The following is a 21,555-nucleotide window of genomic DNA, read 5'->3' as shown; positions in this document are numbered from 1 at the left end:
TATCAATCAAAAAATAATTGAGCTAATTTGTAGTATTCAAAAGGAACAAGTTTTTTTGTAGCGACACCATATTCTAATGGAATAGAAATTATTTTATTTCCTTTTAAAGCAACCATCCTTCCAAAATCTTTATTTTTTATAAGACGCATTGCTTCTACACCATATCTTGTTCCTAAAATTCTATCGAAAGCTGTAGGAGTTCCACCTCTTAACAAATGCCCCAATACAACAGATCTTGTTTCAAATCCTGTTTTTTGTTCAATGATTTCAGCCAAATAATGAGCTATTCCACCAAGTTTAATATGACCAAAAGCATCAATTGAAGATTTATCTGCAACAACCTGTTCTAATTCAGTTGGTTTAAATCCTTCTGCTACAGCAATTATCATATATCTTTTATCTTTCATTCTTTTGTTCACGTAGTTTACAATTTCGTTTATTGTCATTGGAAATTCTGGTATTAATATTAAATGTGCTCCAGCAGCCATTCCAGCCTCAATTGTTATCCAGCCAGCTTCTCTTCCCATTAATTCAACAATCATAACTCTTTGATGAGATTTTGCAGTTGAATGTAGTCTGTCTATAGCATCTGCTCCAACATTTACAGCTGTATGAAATCCAAAAGTATAATCTGTGTTAGAAACGTCATTGTCTATTGTTTTTGGAACACCAACAACAGGATATCCTAAACTGGATAGTTTAGCAGCTACAGATAATGTATCATCTCCCCCAATAGCGATTAATGCATCTAAATTCATATCTTTATAATTTTTTTCAAGTAATTCTTTACTCTCTTCATCTTTAAATGGGTTAACTCTGGATGTTCCTAATATAGTTCCACCTAAAATATGTATTCCTTCTACATCATCCATTGTTAATTTCATTATATCTTTTGTTAGCATACCTTTCCAACCATTTAATATTCCGTATGTTTCAAATCTTTCATTAGCAGCATGAACAATACCTCTAATAACAGCATTTAAACCAGGACAGTCTCCCCCTCCAGTTAATATACCAACACGCATTCTAACCCCTCCCATTAAAAGCTCTTGTACTCTTTTAATATCATTATACCAGAAAAAAATTTTTTAGTAAAATTATTATAATGTTGTAATTTAATTAAAATTATAGTATAATAATTATGAAATATAAAAAGGAGGATTTTTCATGAATGTAAAAGTTATTAATTCTATATTAGATGCTTTTTCAAAGACTTTCAAAATGGCAACAAATAATATGGATATTGTCATTCAAAAGCCTGTTGTTGATAAGGGAGAAAACAGATCATATGAGGTGGTTGTTACTATTGGATTTATAGGGGATTTAAATGGAAATATTCATATGGGGTTATCTGTAGAATCCGCAAAAACAATCGTTTCACAAATGATGATGGGAATGCCTGTGGAAAAATTAGATGAAATGAGTTTAAGCGCATTAGGAGAATTAGGAAATATGATTTCAGGAGCTATTGCTGTAAGTTTAGAAAAATTAGGATATAAGATAAATATTACTCCTCCTTCAATAATGCATGGAAATAATATTATTTTTATAAAAGATGGAATTTCTTTAAGATTTCCAATGAATATTGATAATAAATTTTCCGAAGAATTTTTTGTGGTATTAAAAAGTGCGATATGAAAAAAAATAGATTAGATATTAAAATTTTTGCAAATTTAAATTTGATTCTTTTTTTCGCATTAACGGTTTTAGCAAACATTTTTATTGGGTATTTAATTGGAACTTTATTGTCTTCCTTAACACACTTTGAAATATGGAAGATAATTTTTTTGTTTTTAGGAGTTATATCAGGTTTGTATAATGGTATAATAGAGTTATTAAAGGAGGCTAAGAAACAAGATAATGAATTTAGAACTAAAAAAGAAAGTAAAAGAGATAATAATAAAGATAATAATTCTTTCGATAATTGAATTTTTAATTTTAGTATTTTTTTTAAAACTAAAAGCTCTTTTTGTTTTTTGGGGGAGTTTAGGAGCAATTGTTGGGATTTTAATGATAGCCGATGAAATTAATATATTGTTAACCAAAACAAAATATAAATTTTCAAAAGGTTATCTTATACGATACGCTTTTTTTGGTATAATCTTATTGGTTGCAGGTTTGATTTCTAATGAAGGATTGTTTGTATCTTTTTTAGGACTTATGAATATGAAGTTTGCAGCATTTATTTCACCAAAATAATGGGGAGGAATATGTATGAATCAAAAACAGAAAAAAACTCTATTAATCCTTTTTTCGATTTATGCCGTGTTGGGTTTAATAAATTTCATTGTTTTTCCATCTGCTGATTTGGAAGGTGTCGGATTAAGATGGACTTATTCATTTGGAGAAACGGCATCTTTTTGGAATACTATAAATCCAATGACAGTTATTATGTCTTTTACAATTATATTTATTTTGATTATATTTGCAGCAGGAGTAAAATTTGAACTAATACCAAATAAAAAACAAGCGTTAGTTGAATCATTATTAGAATATTTTTGGGAATTAGTTGAAGATGCTGTGCCCAATCAAAAATATAGAAAGTCCGTATATGTTATTTCAACAACCTTATTCTTATTTGTTTTAGTTGCAAATTTAATTTCTGGTATGCCGGGTATTAATGTTTCACCTGTAGATGAAGGATTAAAAATAGGATTGTTTACAGACACATGGTATACCCCAACTTCTGATTTAAATACCAATGCAACGTTTGCAATTATGGTTCTTATTATAAGTCATGTGTTTGCAGCGAGGGCAAAGGGGGTAGGAAAATGGTTAAAAATGTTTATTGAACCTACACCATTGTTATTGCCATTAAATTTAATCGGCGAATTAGCAAAACCAGTATCGCATTCTTTAAGGCTTTTTGGTAATATTTTTGGTGGAGGAATTTTGGTATTAATAATAAGTTATATGTTGAAATATTTTGTTCTTCCTATATTTTTATGGGGATTCTTTGGTATTTTTGTTGGGTTAATACAGGCATTTGTATTTTCGCTTCTAGCAATAGCATATATGGGAGCATTACTTGAAGAATAAAAAATATTAAAATTATAAGGAGGTAGATTAGAATGGCTGTTGAACAAGTTGCACAAGAAATAGTAAGTTCAGGGAGTGAAGCTGCATTAGGAACAGGTTTATATTATTTAGGTAAATTTATTGGTGCAGGGTTGGCAATGGGTATAGGTGCTATAGGTCCTGGTGTTGGTGAAGGTCAGGTTGGTGCTCATGCTATGGATGCTATGGCAAGACAACCAGAGATGGCAGGATCATTAACAACACGAATGTTACTTGCTATGGCAGTTACAGAATCTACAGGGTTGTATTCATTGGTTATAGCATTATTGATGTTAATAGTATTACCATAATTTGTAAATTCGGGGTAAAATCCCCATTAAAGGGGGTGTGAAAAGTGTTAGATTTTAATTTTACATCAATTGTTAATTTAGTAGGTTTTATAGTGTTAGCCTATTCTTTATGGGTGATGCTATATAAACCTTTTTTTGAAATAATAGATAAGAGAAGGCAAATTGTAGAAAGCGAATTAAATCAATCAGAAAAATTAAGGAAAGAGGCTGAAGAAAAGTTACAAAAAGCTAATAAAGAATTAGATGAAATAAAAATGAAAAAAGAAAATATTATTAAAGAAGCAGAAGAATTAGCAAAAAGCATTATTTCAAATGCAAAAGAAGATGCTAATATGGAAAAAAGTAGAATAATTGCAGCAGCAGAAAAAGAAGCAAAAGAAATAAAAGAAGAAGCATATAAAGATATTCAAAGTAAAGTTGTTTCACTTTCAATTTCAATTGCTTCAATGATATTAAAGAAAAATATTGATGAAAAAGTAAATGAAGAGATAGTAAAAAAAGCTTTTGAGTCATTGAATAAGGGTGAAAACTTATGAAATACTCAATCTCTTTAGCTTCAAGATATGTGGCAGCGTTTTATGAATATTTATCAGAATCCAATAAACTTGATAAGCTAGAATCATATGTTGAAGCTATAAAAAGAGTAGTTGATAAAATTGAATCAGATGAAATGTTTTATAATTTAATAGGAAATCCTTTGTTACCAAAGGATTATATTGTTATGCAAATAGTGAAAGTATCTGAAATAGATGATGCAGATTTTAATAAATTTATTGAGGTATTGATTTATAAAAAAAGACAATTAATGCTTCCAATAATATATATGTTATTGGAAAAGAAAAATGAAGAATTAAAGAAAATTGTAAATGTAAAAATGATAACACCATATAAACTTCAAGAAAAAACCATAGAAGAATTAAAAGAAATAGTACTTAAAAAAACAGGAAGAAAGGCTATATTAGATTCTGAAATAGATGAAGAATTAATAGGAGGATTACAATTACAATTAGAAGATAAAATATTTGATTATTCAATAAAGGCAATATTGGAAAAAATCGGACGCGATTACGCTTCCAAGCGGGGGTGATTTGTTTTGAGAATAAATCCTGATGAACTTGAAAAAGTTATTGAAGAGCGTATAAAAGCTTATGAATCAGGTGAAATAAAAGAAGTTGGATGGATAATCCAAGTTGGTGATGGTATAGCCAGAGCGTATGGATTAAAAGATGCTATGGCAAGTGAATTAGTTGAAATACATGCAGATACAGGTGAAATAATAAGCGGTATGGCATTAAATCTTGAAGAAGATAATGTTGGTATAATTATCTTAGGGAATTATAGACTTATAAAAGAAGGAAATAAGGTTGTTAGAACAGGAAAGATTGCTGAAGTGCCTGCTGGTGAAGAACTATTTGGAAGAGTTGTTAATCCATTAGGCGAGCCTTTAGATGGTAAAGGACCAATTAATGCAAAACATACAAGACCTATAGAATTTAAAGCTCCAGGTGTAGTTTTAAGAAAGCCTGTTGATACACCTTTACAAACAGGATTAAAAGCTATAGATACAATGATTCCAATTGGAAGAGGACAAAGAGAATTGATCATTGGTGATAGGCAAACAGGTAAAACTGCAATTGCAATAGATACAATAATCAATCAAAAAGGAAAAGGTGTTCATTGTATATATGTCGCAATTGGGCAAAAATCATCATCTGTTGCTAGAACAGTAGCGAAATTAGAAGAATATGGTGCTATGGAATATACAACAGTTGTTGTTGCAAGTGCAAGTGATCCGGCATCATTATTATATCTTGCTCCATATGCAGGTTGTGCAATGGGTGAATATTTTATGTTTAATGGTAAGGATGCATTAGTCATATATGATGATTTATCAAAACATGCGGCAGCTTATAGGGAAATATCCCTTCTTTTAAGAAGGCCGCCAGGGCGTGAAGCCTATCCAGGTGATGTGTTCTATTTACATTCAAGATTATTAGAAAGAGCTGCAAGACTTAATGAGAATTATGGTGGTGGTTCTCTAACTGCTTTACCTATTATTGAAACTCAAGCAAATGACGTTTCTGCATATATTCCAACAAATGTTATATCTATAACAGATGGACAGATATATCTTGAACCTTCATTATTCTATGCAGGTCAAAGACCGGCAGTTAACGTTGGTTTATCTGTTTCGAGGGTTGGAGGAGCAGCTCAAATAAAAGCTATGAAACAGGTAGCTGGAAGTTTGAGACTTGACTTGGCTCAATATAGAGAATTAGAAGCATTTGCGCAATTTGCAACAGAATTAGATGAGTCAACGAGAAAGCAATTAATTAGAGGTGAAAAACTTTCTGAATTATTAAAACAAGGACAGTACGTTCCTATGGAAGTTGAAGATCAAGTAGCTGTTGTGTTTGCTGGAGTAAATGGTTATCTTGATGATATACCAACAGCAAGTATAAACAAGTTTGAAAAAGAATTCTTACAATACTTAAAATCTAATAAGCCATCAATTTTAGAAACAATAAAGACAAAGAAAAAAATTGATGATGATTTAGATAAGGAGCTTAGGAAAGCTATTGAAGATTTTAAAGCGGCTTTTCAAGCTTAAGGTGGTGACATTTAAATGAGTCGTGGAAAATTGAGAGTTTTAAAACAACGTCGGGTATCCACCCAGTCAACAATGAAAATCACAAAAGCTATGGAAATGGTTGCAGCAGCAAAAGCGAATAAAATCGTTAAGGAGATTACAGCCTTAAAAGATTATGCACATTATGCAGAGAGAATAATAAAAAAAATAGCACCAGTTGAGAATAGTATATATACTTCGAACAAAAAAGGTACTTTAATTGTTGTTGTTACCCCGGATATGGGTTTATGTGGAGCATTTCCTATGGAATTATCAAAAACTGCAATTAAATTATCAAAACAAACAGAAGATTTTATAGGCTTTTATAATATAGGAGTCAAAGGTGAAATTGAATTAAAACAAACCAATGATCTATTATTATCAAGAACAAAACTTTATGATGTTCCAAAACAAGAAGATGCAGAATATATTTTGGATGATATTATTGACATAGTGGAAAGTAAAAATATTGGAAAAGTAAAAGTTGTTTATGGAGCGTTTAAAAATGTATTAATTCAAAAAGCAGAAGTAATAGATTTACTACCTATAAAATTTGAAGAATCAGCAGATCCAAGATATGAGTATGAACCAAATTCAAAAGAATTATTTGAAGAAGCTGCATATTTGTATTTATTATCAAAGATGTATTTAATGATATATGAAAATAAAATCAGTGAATTATACGCAAGAAAAAATGCGATGCGTAATGCTACAGATAATGCAAAAACATTGATAGAAAAACTGACTTTGGCATATAATAAAGCAAGGCAGGCATCAATTACACAGGAATTAATAGAAATAGTGAATGGTGCTCAAGCATTGCAGGAAGAATAATATTGGGGGTGTAATAAGTGGAAAAAAATGTTGGAAAATTAATAAGTATAATAGGCCCCGTTGTGGATGTTAAATTTGAGACAGGCAAGTTACCAGAGGTTTATAATGCTCTTGAAGTAATAAATCCATATACAGATAAAAAGCTTGTATTAGAAGTTGAACAATTAATTGGTGACAATACAGTGAGATGTGTTGCTCTTGATTCAACTGATGGATTGAAAAGAGGACTTGAAGTTGTGGACACAGGTGCACCAATAAAAGTACCTGTAGGGGAAATAACATTAGGAAGAATGTTTAATCTATTAGGTGAACCAATTGATGAGAGAGGGGATGTTGAGGCTAAGGATTATTGGCCAATACATAGAGAACCCCCATCAATTAAGGACCAATCAACAGATATTGAAATATTAGAAACAGGAATTAAAGTTATAGATTTATTAGCTCCTTTTCCAAAAGGCGGTAAAATTGGATTTTTTGGAGGAGCTGGTGTTGGTAAAACGGTTCTTGTTATGGAACTTATAAGAAATATAGCAATTGAACATAAAGGGTTATCATTATTTGCAGGTGTTGGAGAGAGAACAAGAGAAGGTAATGATTTATGGTTAGAAATGCAAGAATCAGGTGTTTTACCTAATACAGCTTTGGTATTTGGACAAATGAATGAACCACCAGGAGCAAGGTTCAGAATTGCATTAACAGCATTAACAATGGCAGAATATTTTAGAGATGTTCAAAAGAAAGATGTATTGTTATTTATTGACAATATTTTTAGATTTGTTCAAGCCGGTTCAGAGGTTTCTGCGCTTTTAGGTCGTATGCCATCTGCAGTTGGTTATCAGCCAACATTGGCGACGGATGTTGGTCAATTGCAAGAAAGGATTACATCCACAAAAGATGGTTCTATTACATCTGTTCAGGCAGTATATGTACCAGCTGATGATATTACAGATCCTGCTCCTGCAACAACCTTTTCACATCTTGAAGCCACAATTGTTTTATCTAGGCAAATTGCTGAATTAGGATTGTATCCAGCGGTTGATCCGTTAGATTCAACATCTAAGGTATTAGATCCAACGATTTTAGGAGATGAACATTATCAAGTTGCTCGTGGAGTGCAACAAGTATTACAAAGATATAAAGATTTACAGGATATCATTGCTATCCTCGGTATTGAAGAATTATCAGAGGAAGATAAATTAACAGTTCAAAGAGCAAGAAAAATACAAAGGTTTTTAACTCAGCCATTCTTTGTTGCTGAAAAGTTCTCTGGAATTGATGGACAATATGTAAAAATAGAGGATACAGTAAAAGGATTTAAGGAAATATTAGAAGGTAAATATGATCATATACCAGAACAGGCATTTTATATGGTTGGAACTATTGAACAAGTATTAGAAAAGGCAAAGAAAATGGGAATAAAAGTGTGAGGAGGGGGTAAAAATGTTTGTTTTAAAAATTGTAACCCCCAGAGGAATTAAAGCAAATATAAAAGCAAAATATGCAGAGTTTACAACTGTAGAAGGTGGAATGGGAGTTTTAACTGATAGATTGCCAATAGTTGCGAAATTAAAAGTTTCTCCTTTGAAAATAAAAACAGAAGATGATAAAGAAGAGTTATTTGCTGTTCATGGTGGAATAATAAAAATGGATGGCAAAGAAATGATTGTTTTAACAACAGCTGCTGAAAGGCCAGAAGAAATAGATGTTGAAACTGCAATGAAAGCGATAGAATCGGCTAAAGATAAGTTAAATCAAGTAGAAAATGCTGCAGAAAAAGCCAAAGTTCAAGCTGAAATAGAAAAAAATATGGTAAGAATTTCAGTAGTTAAAAAATAAGGAGCCCTTGAGGTTCCTTATTTTTATTTTTCATATTAGAAAAATAATGTTATTATAGTTGTTATTAATAAATAAAAAAATGAATATTTGTGAGAGTCAATTCAAAAAAACCCTGGAGTAAAAAACTCCAGGGTTTGGTTATTTAAGATGCTGCGCTTTCTTCAGATTCAGAATCTTCAGTTGGAAATGTTGGCAATTCAAATATTGAAATTTCAGATTCAAGAAATGCTTTTAAACCAGTACCAGCAGGTATAGGTTGTCCAACAATAACATTTTCTTTTAGTCCCAATAAGTAATCTTCTTTACCTTCTAATGCTGCTTCTGTTAATACTTGAACTGTTTGTTGGAAAGATGCTGCACCTAACCATCCTTCTCTTTCTAAAGAAGATTTTGTAATTCTCAATAATTTTCTTTCAAATCTTGCGGGTTCTTTGGCGTTAATTAGATATACTTTCTTTTCACCAACTAATCTTATTTCGCCATCATCTGTTTCTAATAATTGTGGTTCTGTTTTAAACACTTCTATTTCTTTTATACCAACATCTATTATCTTATTTAATAATTCTTCTGTTACTTCATCACCAATATTACCTATAATTTCAGGAGTCTCATCTAATTTTATAGAAATTTTTTCAGCCAGTTTTTTGCCTATGACGTCTTCTCTATTTTGCTCTATCATTTTATTTTCTTCATAGATTTTCTTATTTACTTTTTCAACTGCTTTTATATTAACCAAATCTCTCGGCATAAAATCAGTATCACCAGCATATGTTATTTCAACCTTATTAAACATTTGTTTTATGATAATTTCAAAATGTTTATCATGAATTTCAACACCTTGTTCGGCATAGATTTTCTTAATTTCTTTCAAAAGATAATCGAAAGTGACTTCTGCACCAAGTTCTTCTAACAATCTTCTTGGTTTAATATTACCAGATGTAAGCCTATAACCAGGTTCTACTTTATCTCCTTCAGAAACAGTTGGTTTAACTTTTGGATCAGCTATATAGGTATGTAATTCACCTGTGAAATCTTCTACAATAAAAATAAGTTTACCTTTTTCATCTCTATCAATTTTTCTAACAATTCCTTTTACAGTAGAAAATTCTGCTTCAGGACCTTTTAAATTTTTTCTTGCTTCAAATAATTCTTCTGCTCTTGGAAGACCCTGTGTAATATCTCCTGTAGTAGCAATACCACCAGTATGGAATGTTCTCATTGTTAATTGTGTTCCTGGTTCTCCAATTGATTGAGCAGCTATAATACCAACAGATTCACCAATATTCACAATTTTATGATTTGATAAATCCATTCCATAACATTTAGCACAAACACCATGCTCAGATTCACAGGTTAAAATAGACCTTACATAAATAGATGGTCTAACTTCAACTTCTTCAACATTATATCTTTCAAGTTTTTTTGCTGTATCAGCGTCAATTTTTTCTTGATAATTAGTTAAAGTAATTAATTTTCCATTTTCATCTTCAACTTTTAGATTATCTCCAACAAATACAAAATTAACAGCTTTATATTCTTTAATATTCACAGTTTTTACATTATGTTGTTTTAGCGAGAGAATTATATCTTTATCAATTTCTGTTCCTTCTGAAAATAACAATTCACCATCAATTAAGACATCATTGTTTAAGATATTATATAGGTACAGGTTAATATCATCAATATTTATATTTTCTTTAATTTCTACAACTGGAATTTTTGTTTTATAATTTGCTAAAAATTCGGCATCTTCTTCATCAAGCATAACATCTCTTACATATTTTTTTCCAGTTTCTGGATTGATAATAATTTCATCTGTTTGTGGGTCTAATACATCTGAAGCTAAAACTCTACCAAATAAATAATCAGCAAGTTTTTCTATTCTTAATCCATCAGCAATTAACTCTCTTGCTTCAATACCCTTTTCTGTACCGCAATCTGGTTCTGTTACAGTAATTGATTGTGCAACATCAACCAATCTTCTTGTTAAATATCCGGCAGTTGATGTTCTTAAAGCTGTATCAGCAGAACCTTTTCTAGCACCATGAGTAGAAATAAAGAATTCTAATTCTGATAAACCATTTCTAAAGTTTGATTTAATTGGTAATTCAATAACCTTACCTGAAGGATCGGCCATAAGACCTCTCATACCAGCTAATTGTTTTAATTGGTCAATATTACCTCTTGCTCCAGAGTCAACCATCATCCAAACTGGATTAAAAGGATATTTTTTGAATTCTTTACTTGTAACCTCTGTAACTGCACTAATAGTTTTTTCCCATACTTTAACAACTTCTTTATATCGTTGTTCATCTGTTAAGTATCCTTCTTCAAAGTATTTTTCAATTTCCATAACTGTTTTTTCGGATTCCTTTATAATTTCTAATCTTTCTTTTGGTTCAACAATATCTCTTACAGAAATTGTTAAACCAGAAACAGTAGCATAATGGAAACCTAAAAATTTAATGTCATCTAGCAGATCGGCAGTTCTATCTATTCCATGATATTTAAATGTATCAAAGATTAAATTTTTAATTTCTTTCTTTTTATAAATTTTATTGAAGTCAGGATTAAATCTTCCAATAGGTTCTGGTAATATTTCTTTAAAAATTAATCTTCCAACAGTTGTTTTTATTAATTTATCTTTATAATATAAGCCAATAGGTTCATGCAAATTAAGAGTTGGCTTATTCCATTTTAATTTATTATTTTCAACAAGAATTTCATGTTTTGTTATTTTTTCATATTCATGAACATAAAATGCTTGGAATTCATCTCCAAAAATATATTTAATACTTTTCTTGGTTTCTAAATCTTTTATATTTTTAGGAAGCTTTTTAGATTCAAAATATTTTGGATCTACTGTTGTTAAATAATATGCACCAGCAATCATATCTTTACCTGGCATAGAAATAGGTTTTCCATTTGCAGGGGATATGATATTATATCTTGATAACATTAAGAATTTAGCTTCAGCTTGTGCAATGTTTGATAATGGAACGTGTACAGCCATTTGGTCTCCATCAAAATCGGCATTAAATGGAGGACATACTAATGGATGTAACTGAATAGAATTACCTTCAATTAATCTTGGGATAAAAGCTTGTATAGAAATTCTATGCAATGTAGGAGCTCTGTTTAACATTACAGGATGTCCTTTGATAACTTCTTCAAGCATTTCCCATGCTTCAGGCATTTCTTTTTCTATGATAGTTTTCTTTAATTTTCTTGCATTTTTACTTGAAGCATTAGAATCTTTTAATAATTTATTTAGAACAAAAGGTTTAAATAATTCCATTGCCATTTTCTTTGGAAGACCACATTCATGTATTTTTAATTCAGGACCAACAATAATTACAGCCCTTCCAGAATAGTCTACACGTTTACCAAGAAGATTCCTTCTAAACCTTCCCTTTTTACCTTTTATTAAATCAGTTAAAGATCTTAAAGGCCTTCCGCTTCTGTCTGTCATTGCCTTTCCAACACGGCCGTTATAAATTAATGAATCTACAGCTTGTTGTAAAATTCTTTTTTCATTTCTGATTATTATTTCAGGAGCTTCGATCTCAAATAATTTTTGAAGTCTGTTATTTCTATTAATAACTCTTCTGTATAAATCATTTAAATCAGTAGCAGCAAATCTACCACCATCTATTTGAATTAAAGGTCTTATATCTGGTGGAACAACAGGTAGTGCTTCAATAATCATCCATTCAGGTTTATTAGCGGACTTTAAAAAGTCTTTAACAACCTTTAATCTTTTTATTAATTTTAAGGCTTTTGCACTTTTTTTATCTAATTTTGCTAATTCAGCTTCTAATTGTATTTTTAATTCATGTAAATCAATATTTTTAAGTAATTTTTTAATAGCTTCTCCACCATAATCAGCAGTAATTTTGTCATTATATAATTCTTTATAAGCTTCATATTCTTCCTGCAACAATGTGTTGCCAATACCTTTTCCTATTTCTTTTTCTACTTCGGGATCAATATCCGTAATTACTAAAATAGGAGTATCTCTTTCAATATCTCTTTCAATTTCAATTGCTGATGGATAGAATTGTTCGAATATAAGGTATTCACTAGCTGTTAATATTTCTTCTTCATATAAGAATGTATCAGCTAATTGTGTACCCTCTTCAATTTCGTCACCATCTTCAACAAATAATGTTGATCCTTCAAATATTGGCCACTTTTCTTCAACACCGTTATCATCTTTTATTTTAATCCAAGTTACTTCATGTTTTGCCTGAGTCATTTCACTTTCTATACTTACAACACCACTTCTTTTGGATATTGGTTTTTCTTTAACATGTAACACTTTTACGGCTTGTTCAACTTCAAAATCCATTTTTTCTTTAAATATTTCGTATTCAGTGTTGTGTAGCATATCGCCGTAATCAAACATGTCTGAGTCTTTTGGATCTGTAATTAACCAGATTTTTTCAACAACTCTTTTGGAACCGTAGTAAATAATATTTTCTAATTCTTTAACTGGTATATTTAATAATATAGATAAGATAGAAGGAGATGATTTTAAGAACCAAATATGAACAACAGGAGCAGCTAATTCAATATGCCCCATTTTTCTTCTTCTTGATTCTTTTGACTCAACCTTTACTCCACATCTTTCACATACAGTACCTTCATATTTTTTTCCTTTGTATCTGCCACAAGTACATTCATAATCCTTAACAGGGCCAAAAATCTTTTCACAGAACAAGCCATCTCTTTCTGGTTTAAATGTTCTGTGATTAATAGTTTCAGGCTTTTTAACTTCTCCGCTTGACCATTCTCTTATTCTTTCTGGAGAAGCAATACCCACTTTGATTTTTGCAATTTTCCTTTTAAATGATGATGTCATTTTACCCATGCTTTACCCTCCTTGAGGGGATTTATAATTTATCTACATCTAATTCATTGCCGTCTTCATCAAACAAACGAACATCTAACATTAACCCCTGTAATTCTTTTACTAATACTTTAAAACTTTCTGGAATACCAGGATCAGGAAGATTTTTGCCATTCAAAATAGCTTTATAAACTTCATTTCTACCTTTTATATCATCTGATTTATATGTTAGCATTTCAGTTAATGTATGTGCAGCACCATATGCTTCTAAAGCCCAAACTTCCATTTCACCAAATCTCTGACCACCAAAATGAGCTTTACCGCCAAGTGGTTGCTGGTGAATTAAAGAATATGGACCTGTGGAACGTGCATGCATTTTATCTTTTGCTATATGAACTAACCTTAACATATACATATATCCAATAGCTATTGGATAGTCAAAAGGTTCACCAGTTCTACCATCTCTTAATACAATCTTACCACTTTCTATTTCAACAGAATCTCCTAAATCTAATCCGTATTCCTTACGAACTTTATCTAATTCATCCATACGATTATTTTTTCTTGCTTCGTATAATGCTTGCATTATTTCAGCTTCTTTTGCACCGTCAAAAATAGGAGTAGCAAAGTGTTTTCCTGTTAATTTTGCTAGCCATCCAAGATGCATTTCTAATACCTGCCCAAGATTCATACGTGATGGAACACCTAAAGGACTAAGTATCATTTCTATAGGTTTTCCATTTGGTAAGAATGGCATATCTTCTTTTCTCAAAATATTCGAAACTACACCTTTATTACCATGTCTTCCAGCTAATTTATCTCCAACATTTAAAGTTTTCTTTGATGCTATATAAACTTTAACATATTGATTTACACCAGTTTCTAAATCAGGAATATCTTTTCTTGTATAAACTTTAACATCAATAACTCTTCCTTCAATTCCATGTGGAACAGTTAATGAAGTATCCTTTACGTCCTTTCCTCTATCTCCAAATACTGATCTAATCAATTTTTCTTCAGGTGAGGTTTCTGATTCGCCTCTTGGTGTAACCTTACCAACTAAAATATCTCCTGAAGATACATAAGCACCCACTCTTACAATTCCATGTTCATCAAGGTTTCTCAATGATTCTTTCTTTACATTTGGGATATCAGCGGTAATCTCTTCTGGTCCCAATTGGGTGTCCATAGCTTTTGTTTCATATACCTCTATATGTAAAGAAGTGAAAGTATCTCTTTCAAGTAATTCTTCGTTTACCAAAATAGCATCTTCGAAATTATAACCTTCCCATGGCATGAAGGCCACTAATACATTTTTACCTAAAGCTAATTCTCCCATATCTATAGCAGGGCCATCAGCAATAGGGTCACCTTTTTCAATGATTTCATTCATTTCAACGATAGGTCTTTGATTTATTGTAGTATCTTGGTTAGATCTAATAAATTTCCATAATGTATATTTATCTTGAACTGGATTTCCAAAATTATCTATTATATCTTTTCCATCTTCATCTATTCTATTTATTATTATAGTTTTAGCATCAATATATGAAACTCTTCCTCTATGTTTTGCTTTAATTACATACCCCGAATCTCTTGCAGCAAGCCATTCAACACCTGTTCCTACAAAAGGGGCTTCAGTAATCATTAAAGGCACGGCTTGTCTCTGCATGTTAGACCCCATCAAAGCACGATTAGCATCATCGTGTTCCAAAAATGGGATTAATGATGTAGAAACACTAACAATCTGTTTAGGAGTTACAGCTATAAATTCCACATCTTCTCTATGAACATAGGTAACCTTACCAGCATGCCTAATTTCAACATACTCAGCCTTTATTATTCCATTTTCATCAATTTCTACTGAAGCGGGAGCTATAATTTTTTCTTCTTCTTGATCAGCAGTTAGCCAATATACACCTTTTTCATATAAAACTTTACCATCTTTTACTCTATAATAAGGTGTTTCTAAAAATCCAAATTCATCAACTCTTGCAAGTATAGCTAAAGATGTTATTAAACCTATATTAGCCCCTTCAGGTGTTTCTATAGGACACATTCTTCCGTAGTGTGAGTGGTGAACATCACGAACTTCAAATTTAGCATGTTCTCTTTTTAATCCACCAGGACCAATAGCTGATAATCTTCTTTTATGGGTTAACTCAGATAATGGATTCACTTGATCCATAAATTGTGATAACTGACTGGTTGCAAAGAATTGGTTTATAGTTGTCATTATAGCTCTGGAATTTATTAAAGAATTTGGATTTAATTTTTGTATGTTTGGAATAATGCTGAGCTTTTCATTTAATATAGGCAACATTTTAGAGAATGAACGTTCAAATTCTATTTGCATTAATTCTCCAACGGACCTTACACGTTTATTACCCAAATGGTCACGAGTGTCAAGCAATTCTGGATTTTCTTTCATTTCCAATAAATGCCTTGAAGCTAAAATAAGGTCTAATTTTGTCAAAGTTTTTTCTTCTTTATAAGGATATTCAATATCTTCACCTTTTTCGATATTTCTTCCTTCAACTTCAATTAAATATTTTTTATAAACATCTTCCATCCTATTAACAATCTTTTTCCTTCCGATCATAGAAAAATCAAAAGTGTTAGGATTAAAGTATAAATTATTTATATAGTCTGTAGCAATATTAACTCTTGGAATTTCACCAGGTCTCAATTTTTTAAATAATTCTTTATAAGCATCTTCTGGAGTTAATATAGAGTCTTCTGATTCATAAGTTTTTTTAAACAAGTCTAAAGTATTTTGTGCAACAATATGAGCAACTGTTATTTCGGATATATCTAAATCAATCAATTCTTCTACAATTTTTTCCGTTAATCTTAGTCCTCTATATGTTTTTGATTCTTTATAAAATTCAGAAGTTTCAGGAACTTTGATATCAGAAAGAATAGTTATATTCTTTTCAAGATATTCTGATAAATCATAGTTTAAATTTATCTTTTGAGGGTATAAATCTAAAATAGCAAGATCAGAATCATAACCCAAAGCTCTTAAAAAGAGGAAATAATTAAATTTTCTCTTTCTGTCAATTCTAATTTGTAAAAAATCTTTACCAGGGTTTGGGTTATATATTATTTCCAACCATGCACCTTTTACAGGTAAAAAATGGGCAACAAAATAAGGTCTTGTTTGCTTAACACTTTTTTGTTCCTCGCTAACAAAATATACGCCAGGAGATCTAACAAGCTGATTTACAACTACTCTTTCTGCACCATTAATTATGAAGGTGCTTCTATCAGTTATTTTTGGAATATTTCCAAAAAATAACGAATCACTGGGTTCAATTATTTCCCCAGTACTATGATCTGTGATTCTTATTTTAGCTTTTAATGGAACTGTATAAGACAAACCTTTTTCTTTACATTCCATTTCATCAAATGTAGGATCTTCCGTCCATACATCGGTAAACTCTAAAGAAATTTTAGTTTTCCTTTTCCCTTTTAATTCAACTGTAATAGGAGTGTATTTGTTTAGAACGTCTTTTATACCGTCCTTAACAAACCATTCAAAAGAATTAAGTTGGATTTCCAATAAATCATGGAAAAGCTCAAAATCTTCATCAACTTTTCCAAAAAAATGCCTTTCTCTTTTTCCCACCTTCAATACTCGGGTGTTCACAAAGAATCACCTCGTCTTCCTAATTTTTTATTAGCAAAACAATACCGCATCAGACTAGAGCCTGATGCGGGTAAATTATATCATATAAAAGTTTATATTTCTTTAAGAAATTACTTCAATTCTACTTCTGCGCCAGCATCTTCTAATTTCTTTTTAAGTTCTTCTGCTTCGTCTTTTGTTGCGCCTTCTTTAACTACAGCATCTGGAGTACCTGCTTTTTCAACTAAATCTTTAGCTTCTTTTAAACCTAAACCTGTAATTTCTCTAACAACTTTAATTACATTTATCTTTTTAGCACCAAAGCTTTTTAATACAACATCAAATGAATCTTTTTCTTCTTCAGCTGCTGCTGCTGCAACTGGAGCTGCTGCTACTGCAACTGGAGCTGCTGCTGATACACCAAATTCATCTTCTAAAGCCTTTACTAATTCTGCTAATTCTGCTACAGTCATTTCTTTAATTGCTTGAATTAATTCTTCTCTTGTCATTCCAAAACACCTCCTGAAATTTCTTAAATACTGTTTTTATAAAATCTGTCTTATTGTTTCTCTTTTTCTTCTCTTATAGCATTTAAAGCATATAAGAATTTTCTTAATATTCCACCTAATGCGCCAACTAAACCGGAAATAGGAGCGTTTAAGCCACCAACCAACATAGCAAGTAATTGTTCTTTGGAAGGTAATTTTGCCAATTCTTCCGCTTCTTCAGCAGTAAAGATTTTACCTTCTAAAACACCGGCTTTAATTACAGGAACATCTAATTTGTTTTTCTTTTTGAATTCAACTAAAACTTTTAATGTCTCAATTGGATCCGCTTCTTTAGTGTAAAGAAGTGCAGTGTTGCCTTCTAAGAATTTTTCGAAATCTTCTAAATTTAATCCAGCATTTTTAATTGCTGTTTTAATCAATGCATTTCTTGTAATTTTGAAGGTTACCTTATTTTCAAATTTCTTATATAATTCACCTCTAAATGCATTAGATTGTGCTACAGTCATACCTTTAAAGTCTACAAAAGTAACTATTGAAGAATCTTTAAAAACGCTTTCTAATTCTTTTAACAACTCAGCTTTTTGAGCTCTTGTTAACACCGACTCACACCTCCTCTAAAAAAATCTGCGGTCCCGAGGACCGCAGAAGCACTAAAACATTTATTGTTTTATCTTCAGCGTACCTCGGCAGGCGGGTTTTCACCACATTATATATACCTGCTGTCTTCAGTACATATTCACGTGAGTATTATAACACAATGATTATTACTTTTCAGTTAAAAATTCAGAAACGTTTAATTTCAATCCAGGACCCATTGTAGGAGCTAATGCTACTTTTCTTATAAATTTACCTTTTGCTCCAGATGGTCTCATTTTTTCAATCTGTTGTATAGCTTCTACAATATTTTCCTTTAACTTTGAAGAATCAAAAGATTTTTTACCAACAGCAACGTGTAAATTACCAGTTTTGTCATTCCTTACTTCGATTTTTCCGGCTTTAAAAGCTTTTACAGCATCAGCAACATCATTTGTAACTGTACCGGATTTTGGTGATGGCATTAATCCTCTTGGACCTAAAATTTTACCTAATCTTCCAATTTCTCTCATCATATCAGGTGTGGCGATAGCAATATCAAAATCTGTCCATCCACCTTGTATTTTTTGAATAAATTCATCGGAGCCAGCATAATCTGCGCCAGCATCTAAAGCTTCTTGAACTTTTTCACCTTTTGCAAAAACTAAAATTCTTACCTTTTTACCTGTTCCATGCGGTAATGAAATATTACCTCTTACTTGTTGATCGTTTTTTCTTGGATCTATACCTAGAACCATGTGCAATTCTATGCTTTCATCAAATTTAGCATTAGCAATTTTAGGAATTAATTCTAAAGCCTCATCTAGAGTATAAAATTTTTCTCTATCGATTAATTTTTTTGCTTCCAAATATCTTTTTCCATGTTTTGACATTCGCATACACCCCCTTAACCTTCGACTACTTCAATGCCCATATTTCTTGCAGTACCTTTTATTATTTCCATAGCTGCTTCTATTGTTTTTGCATTTAAATCGGGCATTTTGATTTCTGCTATTTCTTTCACTTGAGACAATGTAATTTTTCCAACGATTTCCCTACCTGGATTTGAAGCACCTTTTTTTAATCCAGCAGCTTGTAATATCAAGAAAGATGCTGGGGGGGTTTTTAAAGTAAATGTAAAAGATCTGTCTTCATAAACAGTAATTTCAACAGGAATAATCATTCCAGCTTTGTCTGCTGTTGCAGCATTAAACTTTTTACAAAATTCCATCAAATTAACACCATGTTGTCCTAAAGCTGGACCAACTGGTGGAGCAGGTGTAGCTTTACCTGCAGGCAACTGTAATTTTACTAATCTAGCAACTTTTTTTGCCATATGTTTCCCTCCTTTGTGGTATTAGCGGGGTAACCCTCCCACCATTATCAATCAATTTTTTCTATTTCAGTTAAACCTAATTCTACTTCTGTTTCTCTACCAAACATATTTATAGTTACTTTAACAGTTTGTTTGTGTAGATCGATATTAGTTATCTTACCAGTAAAGAATTCAAATGGTCCATTAATTATTCTTACATGTTCGCCAATTACGTAATCAGCTCTTAATTTACTTTCTTTTACTTCATATCCTTCTTCTCCTGTTAATCTCAATAATGCTTTTACTTCTTTGGTTTTTAATTGAACAGGAGTTCCACCGATATTTATGAAATTAATAACATAAGGGATATTTTTAACCATTTCTTGTGTTTCTTTATTTAAAATCATTTCAATAAACATATAACCTGGGAATAATCTTGAAATCTTTGTTTTTAAAATTATGATCTCTTTTCTTGATGCAAAATCTCTTATTTCGACTTTTCCAGAAGACTTTGCTTTATATTGTCGTTTATTTCCCAAAATTTGGCCTTTCTCAACATATGTACCTTTTCTAAAAGCTGCAGAGTCAAAATTATCTTTAAATATTAAATAAACATCCTTTGTATTATTTTCTGTTTGTATAGTAACTCTTTTCAATTTTTCAACAGAAATAATAATACCATCTAAATCCGCTTCATATCCATCTTCTCTTGCTAAAGGAATGCCAGCATGAATTCTTGAATTCACTTTTAAACCACCAATTATTTTAGCGCTTTCAGGAATTAAGAAAGTTTTTGTAAATTTTTTATCTTTCGTTTCAACAATTATTTTTCTAAAATTTTTAATTTCAGAGATTATTCCTGCATTTTTTACAATTACAGGAGGTTCTTCAGCAAGTAAATCTCCTTTTTTTACATTTTCTCCATTTTTCACAAAAACTTGAGCTTCTTCAGAAACAACAATTCTATCGGTTTTTTTATTTGTTAAATCAATCTCACTTTCCTCTGGTATTAATATCTTACCAAACATTTTTTCTTTGTCATATAATTTTGCTTTTTCTTCTATTAATTCTTTAACTTTGTATTCCATTCCAGAGAAAGTTTGTAAAATATACCATTTTTTACGCATAATTATTCACCTGCTTTGCAACATCATTGAGAAGCGCTTGTGCCTAAACCACTTTTTATACCTATTATAGGATAAATAACTTTAGAAAATAAATTTAATAACCCGTAATCAGCAATGAACAAATACAAAGACACGAATATTATAATAGCTAATACTATTAAAGTTGAGGTCATTGCTTCTTTCTTGTTAGGCCATTTTACTTTTTTTGATTCTTGCATAACTGAACTTAAAAACAACCAAAATTTTGACATCAAAACACCCCCAAGATTTAATCATAACCCCCTAAATTAGGGGGTTGATTTTCTTTTTTAGAAAACTTCACAATTTATATTTTTGATTCAACATGTAAAGTATGTTTATTACAGTGAGGACAATATTTTTTGAATTCTAATTTCTTTTTAAATGTTCTTTTTCTTTGTTTGTAGTAATTTCTTCTATTGCATTCTGTACATTTTAAAGATACGGTTAAAACAGGACTTTTTGCTGCCATTTTATTCACCTCACATAACATTATAATTAATGAAATGGTGGTGAGGGAAGGATTCGAACCTTCGAAGGCAATCCGCCAGCGGATTTACAGTCCGCCCCCTTTGGCCACTCGGGCACCTCACCACCGGTAAGTAAAAAAATTAAAAAAATATGGAGCCGACGAAGGGACTTGAACCCCCAACCTGCTGATTACAAGTCAGCCGCTCTGCCAATTGAGCTACGTCGGCAACTCATCCGTGGGTTATTATACCAGATAAAAACTTTTCTGTCAATTACCTAACGATTAAGAACTTATTACCCGTTTGCAACATCGGGTGTTGATAGAAAATTTCATAACATTATTATTGAAAAAATTTTCATTGTTTTATGAAGCATACTCACGCATACTTATA

21 protein-coding genes, 2 tRNA genes and 1 other annotated feature are annotated in these 21,555 nt (G+C 31.1%); of the genes, 11 read left to right on the top strand and 12 right to left on the bottom strand.

Annotation, left to right across the window (positions count from 1 at the left end; translation table 11 throughout):
• Positions 1-2: 2 nt before the first annotated feature.
• Entirely contained in the window at positions 3-1,025 is a 1,023-nt protein-coding gene (locus tag BUA62_RS00590; RefSeq protein ID WP_072862331.1) for a 6-phosphofructokinase, read from the bottom strand.
• Positions 1,026-1,167: 142 nt separating this feature from the next.
• Between BUA62_RS00590 and BUA62_RS00585 the strand changes: the two genes are divergently transcribed.
• Genes BUA62_RS00585 through atpC form a run of 11 tightly spaced genes read left to right on the top strand, consistent with a single transcriptional unit; the run spans position 1,168 to position 8,667 of the window.
• Positions 1,168-1,638, top strand: a complete 471-nt coding sequence (locus tag BUA62_RS00585) for a chemotaxis protein CheX (protein ID WP_072862329.1) — start codon at positions 1,168-1,170, stop codon at positions 1,636-1,638.
• The gene (locus BUA62_RS11415; protein WP_072862327.1) at positions 1,635-1,928 is read left to right on the top strand and encodes an AtpZ/AtpI family protein; all 294 of its coding nucleotides are present in this window, start codon (positions 1,635-1,637) and stop codon (positions 1,926-1,928) included. The genes BUA62_RS00585 and BUA62_RS11415 overlap by 4 nt, the downstream gene beginning before the upstream one ends.
• Positions 1,861-2,199 carry a hypothetical protein gene (locus BUA62_RS00575; protein ID WP_072862325.1) on the top strand — a complete coding sequence of 113 codons (339 nt, stop codon included), beginning with the start codon at positions 1,861-1,863 and terminating at the stop codon, positions 2,197-2,199. Before BUA62_RS11415 ends, BUA62_RS00575 begins: the two co-directional genes overlap by 68 nt.
• A gap of 15 nt (positions 2,200-2,214) precedes the next feature.
• The gene (gene atpB / locus BUA62_RS00570) at positions 2,215-3,039 is read left to right on the top strand and encodes a F0F1 ATP synthase subunit A (RefSeq protein WP_072862323.1); all 825 of its coding nucleotides are present in this window, start codon (positions 2,215-2,217) and stop codon (positions 3,037-3,039) included.
• A gap of 32 nt (positions 3,040-3,071) precedes the next feature.
• Entirely contained in the window at positions 3,072-3,368 is a 297-nt protein-coding gene (locus BUA62_RS00565; RefSeq protein WP_072862321.1) for a F0F1 ATP synthase subunit C, read from the top strand.
• A gap of 44 nt (positions 3,369-3,412) precedes the next feature.
• Positions 3,413-3,904 (top strand): F0F1 ATP synthase subunit B, encoded by a 492-nt coding sequence (atpF, locus tag BUA62_RS00560; protein WP_072862319.1) that lies wholly within the window; start codon positions 3,413-3,415, stop codon positions 3,902-3,904.
• The gene (gene atpH / locus BUA62_RS00555) at positions 3,901-4,455 is read left to right on the top strand and encodes an ATP synthase F1 subunit delta (protein ID WP_072862316.1); all 555 of its coding nucleotides are present in this window, start codon (positions 3,901-3,903) and stop codon (positions 4,453-4,455) included. The genes atpF and atpH overlap by 4 nt, the downstream gene beginning before the upstream one ends.
• A gap of 6 nt (positions 4,456-4,461) precedes the next feature.
• Positions 4,462-5,979 (top strand): F0F1 ATP synthase subunit alpha, encoded by a 1,518-nt coding sequence (gene atpA / locus BUA62_RS00550; RefSeq protein ID WP_072862314.1) that lies wholly within the window; start codon positions 4,462-4,464, stop codon positions 5,977-5,979.
• Between the two features lie 15 nt (positions 5,980-5,994).
• Positions 5,995-6,831, top strand: coding sequence for an ATP synthase F1 subunit gamma (gene atpG / locus BUA62_RS00545; protein WP_072862310.1), 837 nt, complete (start codon positions 5,995-5,997; stop codon positions 6,829-6,831).
• 17 nt (positions 6,832-6,848) lie between these two features.
• A complete protein-coding gene (gene atpD, locus BUA62_RS00540) occupies positions 6,849-8,258 on the top strand; it encodes a F0F1 ATP synthase subunit beta (RefSeq protein WP_072862308.1) in 1,410 nt (469 codons plus the stop codon).
• Between the two features lie 13 nt (positions 8,259-8,271).
• Positions 8,272-8,667, top strand: coding sequence for an ATP synthase F1 subunit epsilon (gene atpC, locus BUA62_RS00535; protein WP_072862305.1), 396 nt, complete (start codon positions 8,272-8,274; stop codon positions 8,665-8,667).
• 142 nt (positions 8,668-8,809) lie between these two features.
• Here atpC and BUA62_RS00530 read toward each other — a convergent pair whose 3' ends face one another.
• The 11 genes from BUA62_RS00530 to BUA62_RS00480 all read right to left on the bottom strand — a co-directional run bounded on the left by BUA62_RS00530 (position 8,810) and on the right by BUA62_RS00480 (position 21,390).
• Positions 8,810-13,540, bottom strand: a complete 4,731-nt coding sequence (locus BUA62_RS00530) for a DNA-directed RNA polymerase subunit beta' (RefSeq protein ID WP_072862303.1) — start codon at positions 13,538-13,540, stop codon at positions 8,810-8,812.
• Between the two features lie 22 nt (positions 13,541-13,562).
• Complete coding sequence (rpoB, locus tag BUA62_RS00525) at positions 13,563-17,171, bottom strand: DNA-directed RNA polymerase subunit beta (protein ID WP_072862300.1); 3,609 nt, start codon at positions 17,169-17,171, stop codon at positions 13,563-13,565.
• 110 nt (positions 17,172-17,281) lie between these two features.
• Positions 17,282-17,659, bottom strand: a complete 378-nt coding sequence (rplL, locus tag BUA62_RS00520; protein ID WP_072862298.1) for a 50S ribosomal protein L7/L12 — start codon at positions 17,657-17,659, stop codon at positions 17,282-17,284.
• 50 nt (positions 17,660-17,709) lie between these two features.
• On the bottom strand, positions 17,710-18,258 hold the full coding sequence (rplJ, locus tag BUA62_RS00515) for a 50S ribosomal protein L10 (RefSeq protein ID WP_072862296.1): 549 nt from the start codon (positions 18,256-18,258) through the stop codon (positions 17,710-17,712).
• 9 nt (positions 18,259-18,267) lie between these two features.
• Positions 18,268-18,406: a sequence feature (ribosomal protein L10 leader region), on the bottom strand.
• 17 nt (positions 18,407-18,423) lie between these two features.
• The gene (rplA, locus tag BUA62_RS00510; protein WP_072862293.1) at positions 18,424-19,125 is read right to left on the bottom strand and encodes a 50S ribosomal protein L1; all 702 of its coding nucleotides are present in this window, start codon (positions 19,123-19,125) and stop codon (positions 18,424-18,426) included.
• A gap of 14 nt (positions 19,126-19,139) precedes the next feature.
• The gene (gene rplK / locus BUA62_RS00505) at positions 19,140-19,568 is read right to left on the bottom strand and encodes a 50S ribosomal protein L11 (protein ID WP_072862290.1); all 429 of its coding nucleotides are present in this window, start codon (positions 19,566-19,568) and stop codon (positions 19,140-19,142) included.
• Positions 19,569-19,615: 47 nt separating this feature from the next.
• Complete coding sequence (locus tag BUA62_RS00500; protein WP_072862287.1) at positions 19,616-20,674, bottom strand: transcription termination/antitermination NusG family protein; 1,059 nt, start codon at positions 20,672-20,674, stop codon at positions 19,616-19,618.
• Between the two features lie 23 nt (positions 20,675-20,697).
• On the bottom strand, positions 20,698-20,925 hold the full coding sequence (secE, locus tag BUA62_RS00495) for a preprotein translocase subunit SecE (protein ID WP_072862284.1): 228 nt from the start codon (positions 20,923-20,925) through the stop codon (positions 20,698-20,700).
• 74 nt (positions 20,926-20,999) lie between these two features.
• Positions 21,000-21,164, bottom strand: coding sequence for a 50S ribosomal protein L33 (gene rpmG, locus BUA62_RS00490; RefSeq protein WP_072862282.1), 165 nt, complete (start codon positions 21,162-21,164; stop codon positions 21,000-21,002).
• A gap of 35 nt (positions 21,165-21,199) precedes the next feature.
• Positions 21,200-21,286: transfer RNA gene (locus tag BUA62_RS00485), tRNA-Tyr, on the bottom strand.
• A gap of 28 nt (positions 21,287-21,314) precedes the next feature.
• Positions 21,315-21,390, bottom strand: a tRNA-Thr gene (locus BUA62_RS00480).
• Positions 21,391-21,555: the final 165 nt, after the last annotated feature.

The sequence above is a fragment of the Marinitoga hydrogenitolerans DSM 16785 genome, assembly GCF_900129175.1.
In the GTDB taxonomy this organism is placed as follows: Bacteria; Thermotogota; Thermotogae; order Petrotogales; family Petrotogaceae; genus Marinitoga; species Marinitoga hydrogenitolerans.
The sequence above is the reverse complement of the archived record's forward strand: the minus strand, read 5'-3'. Positions and strand labels throughout refer to the sequence as shown.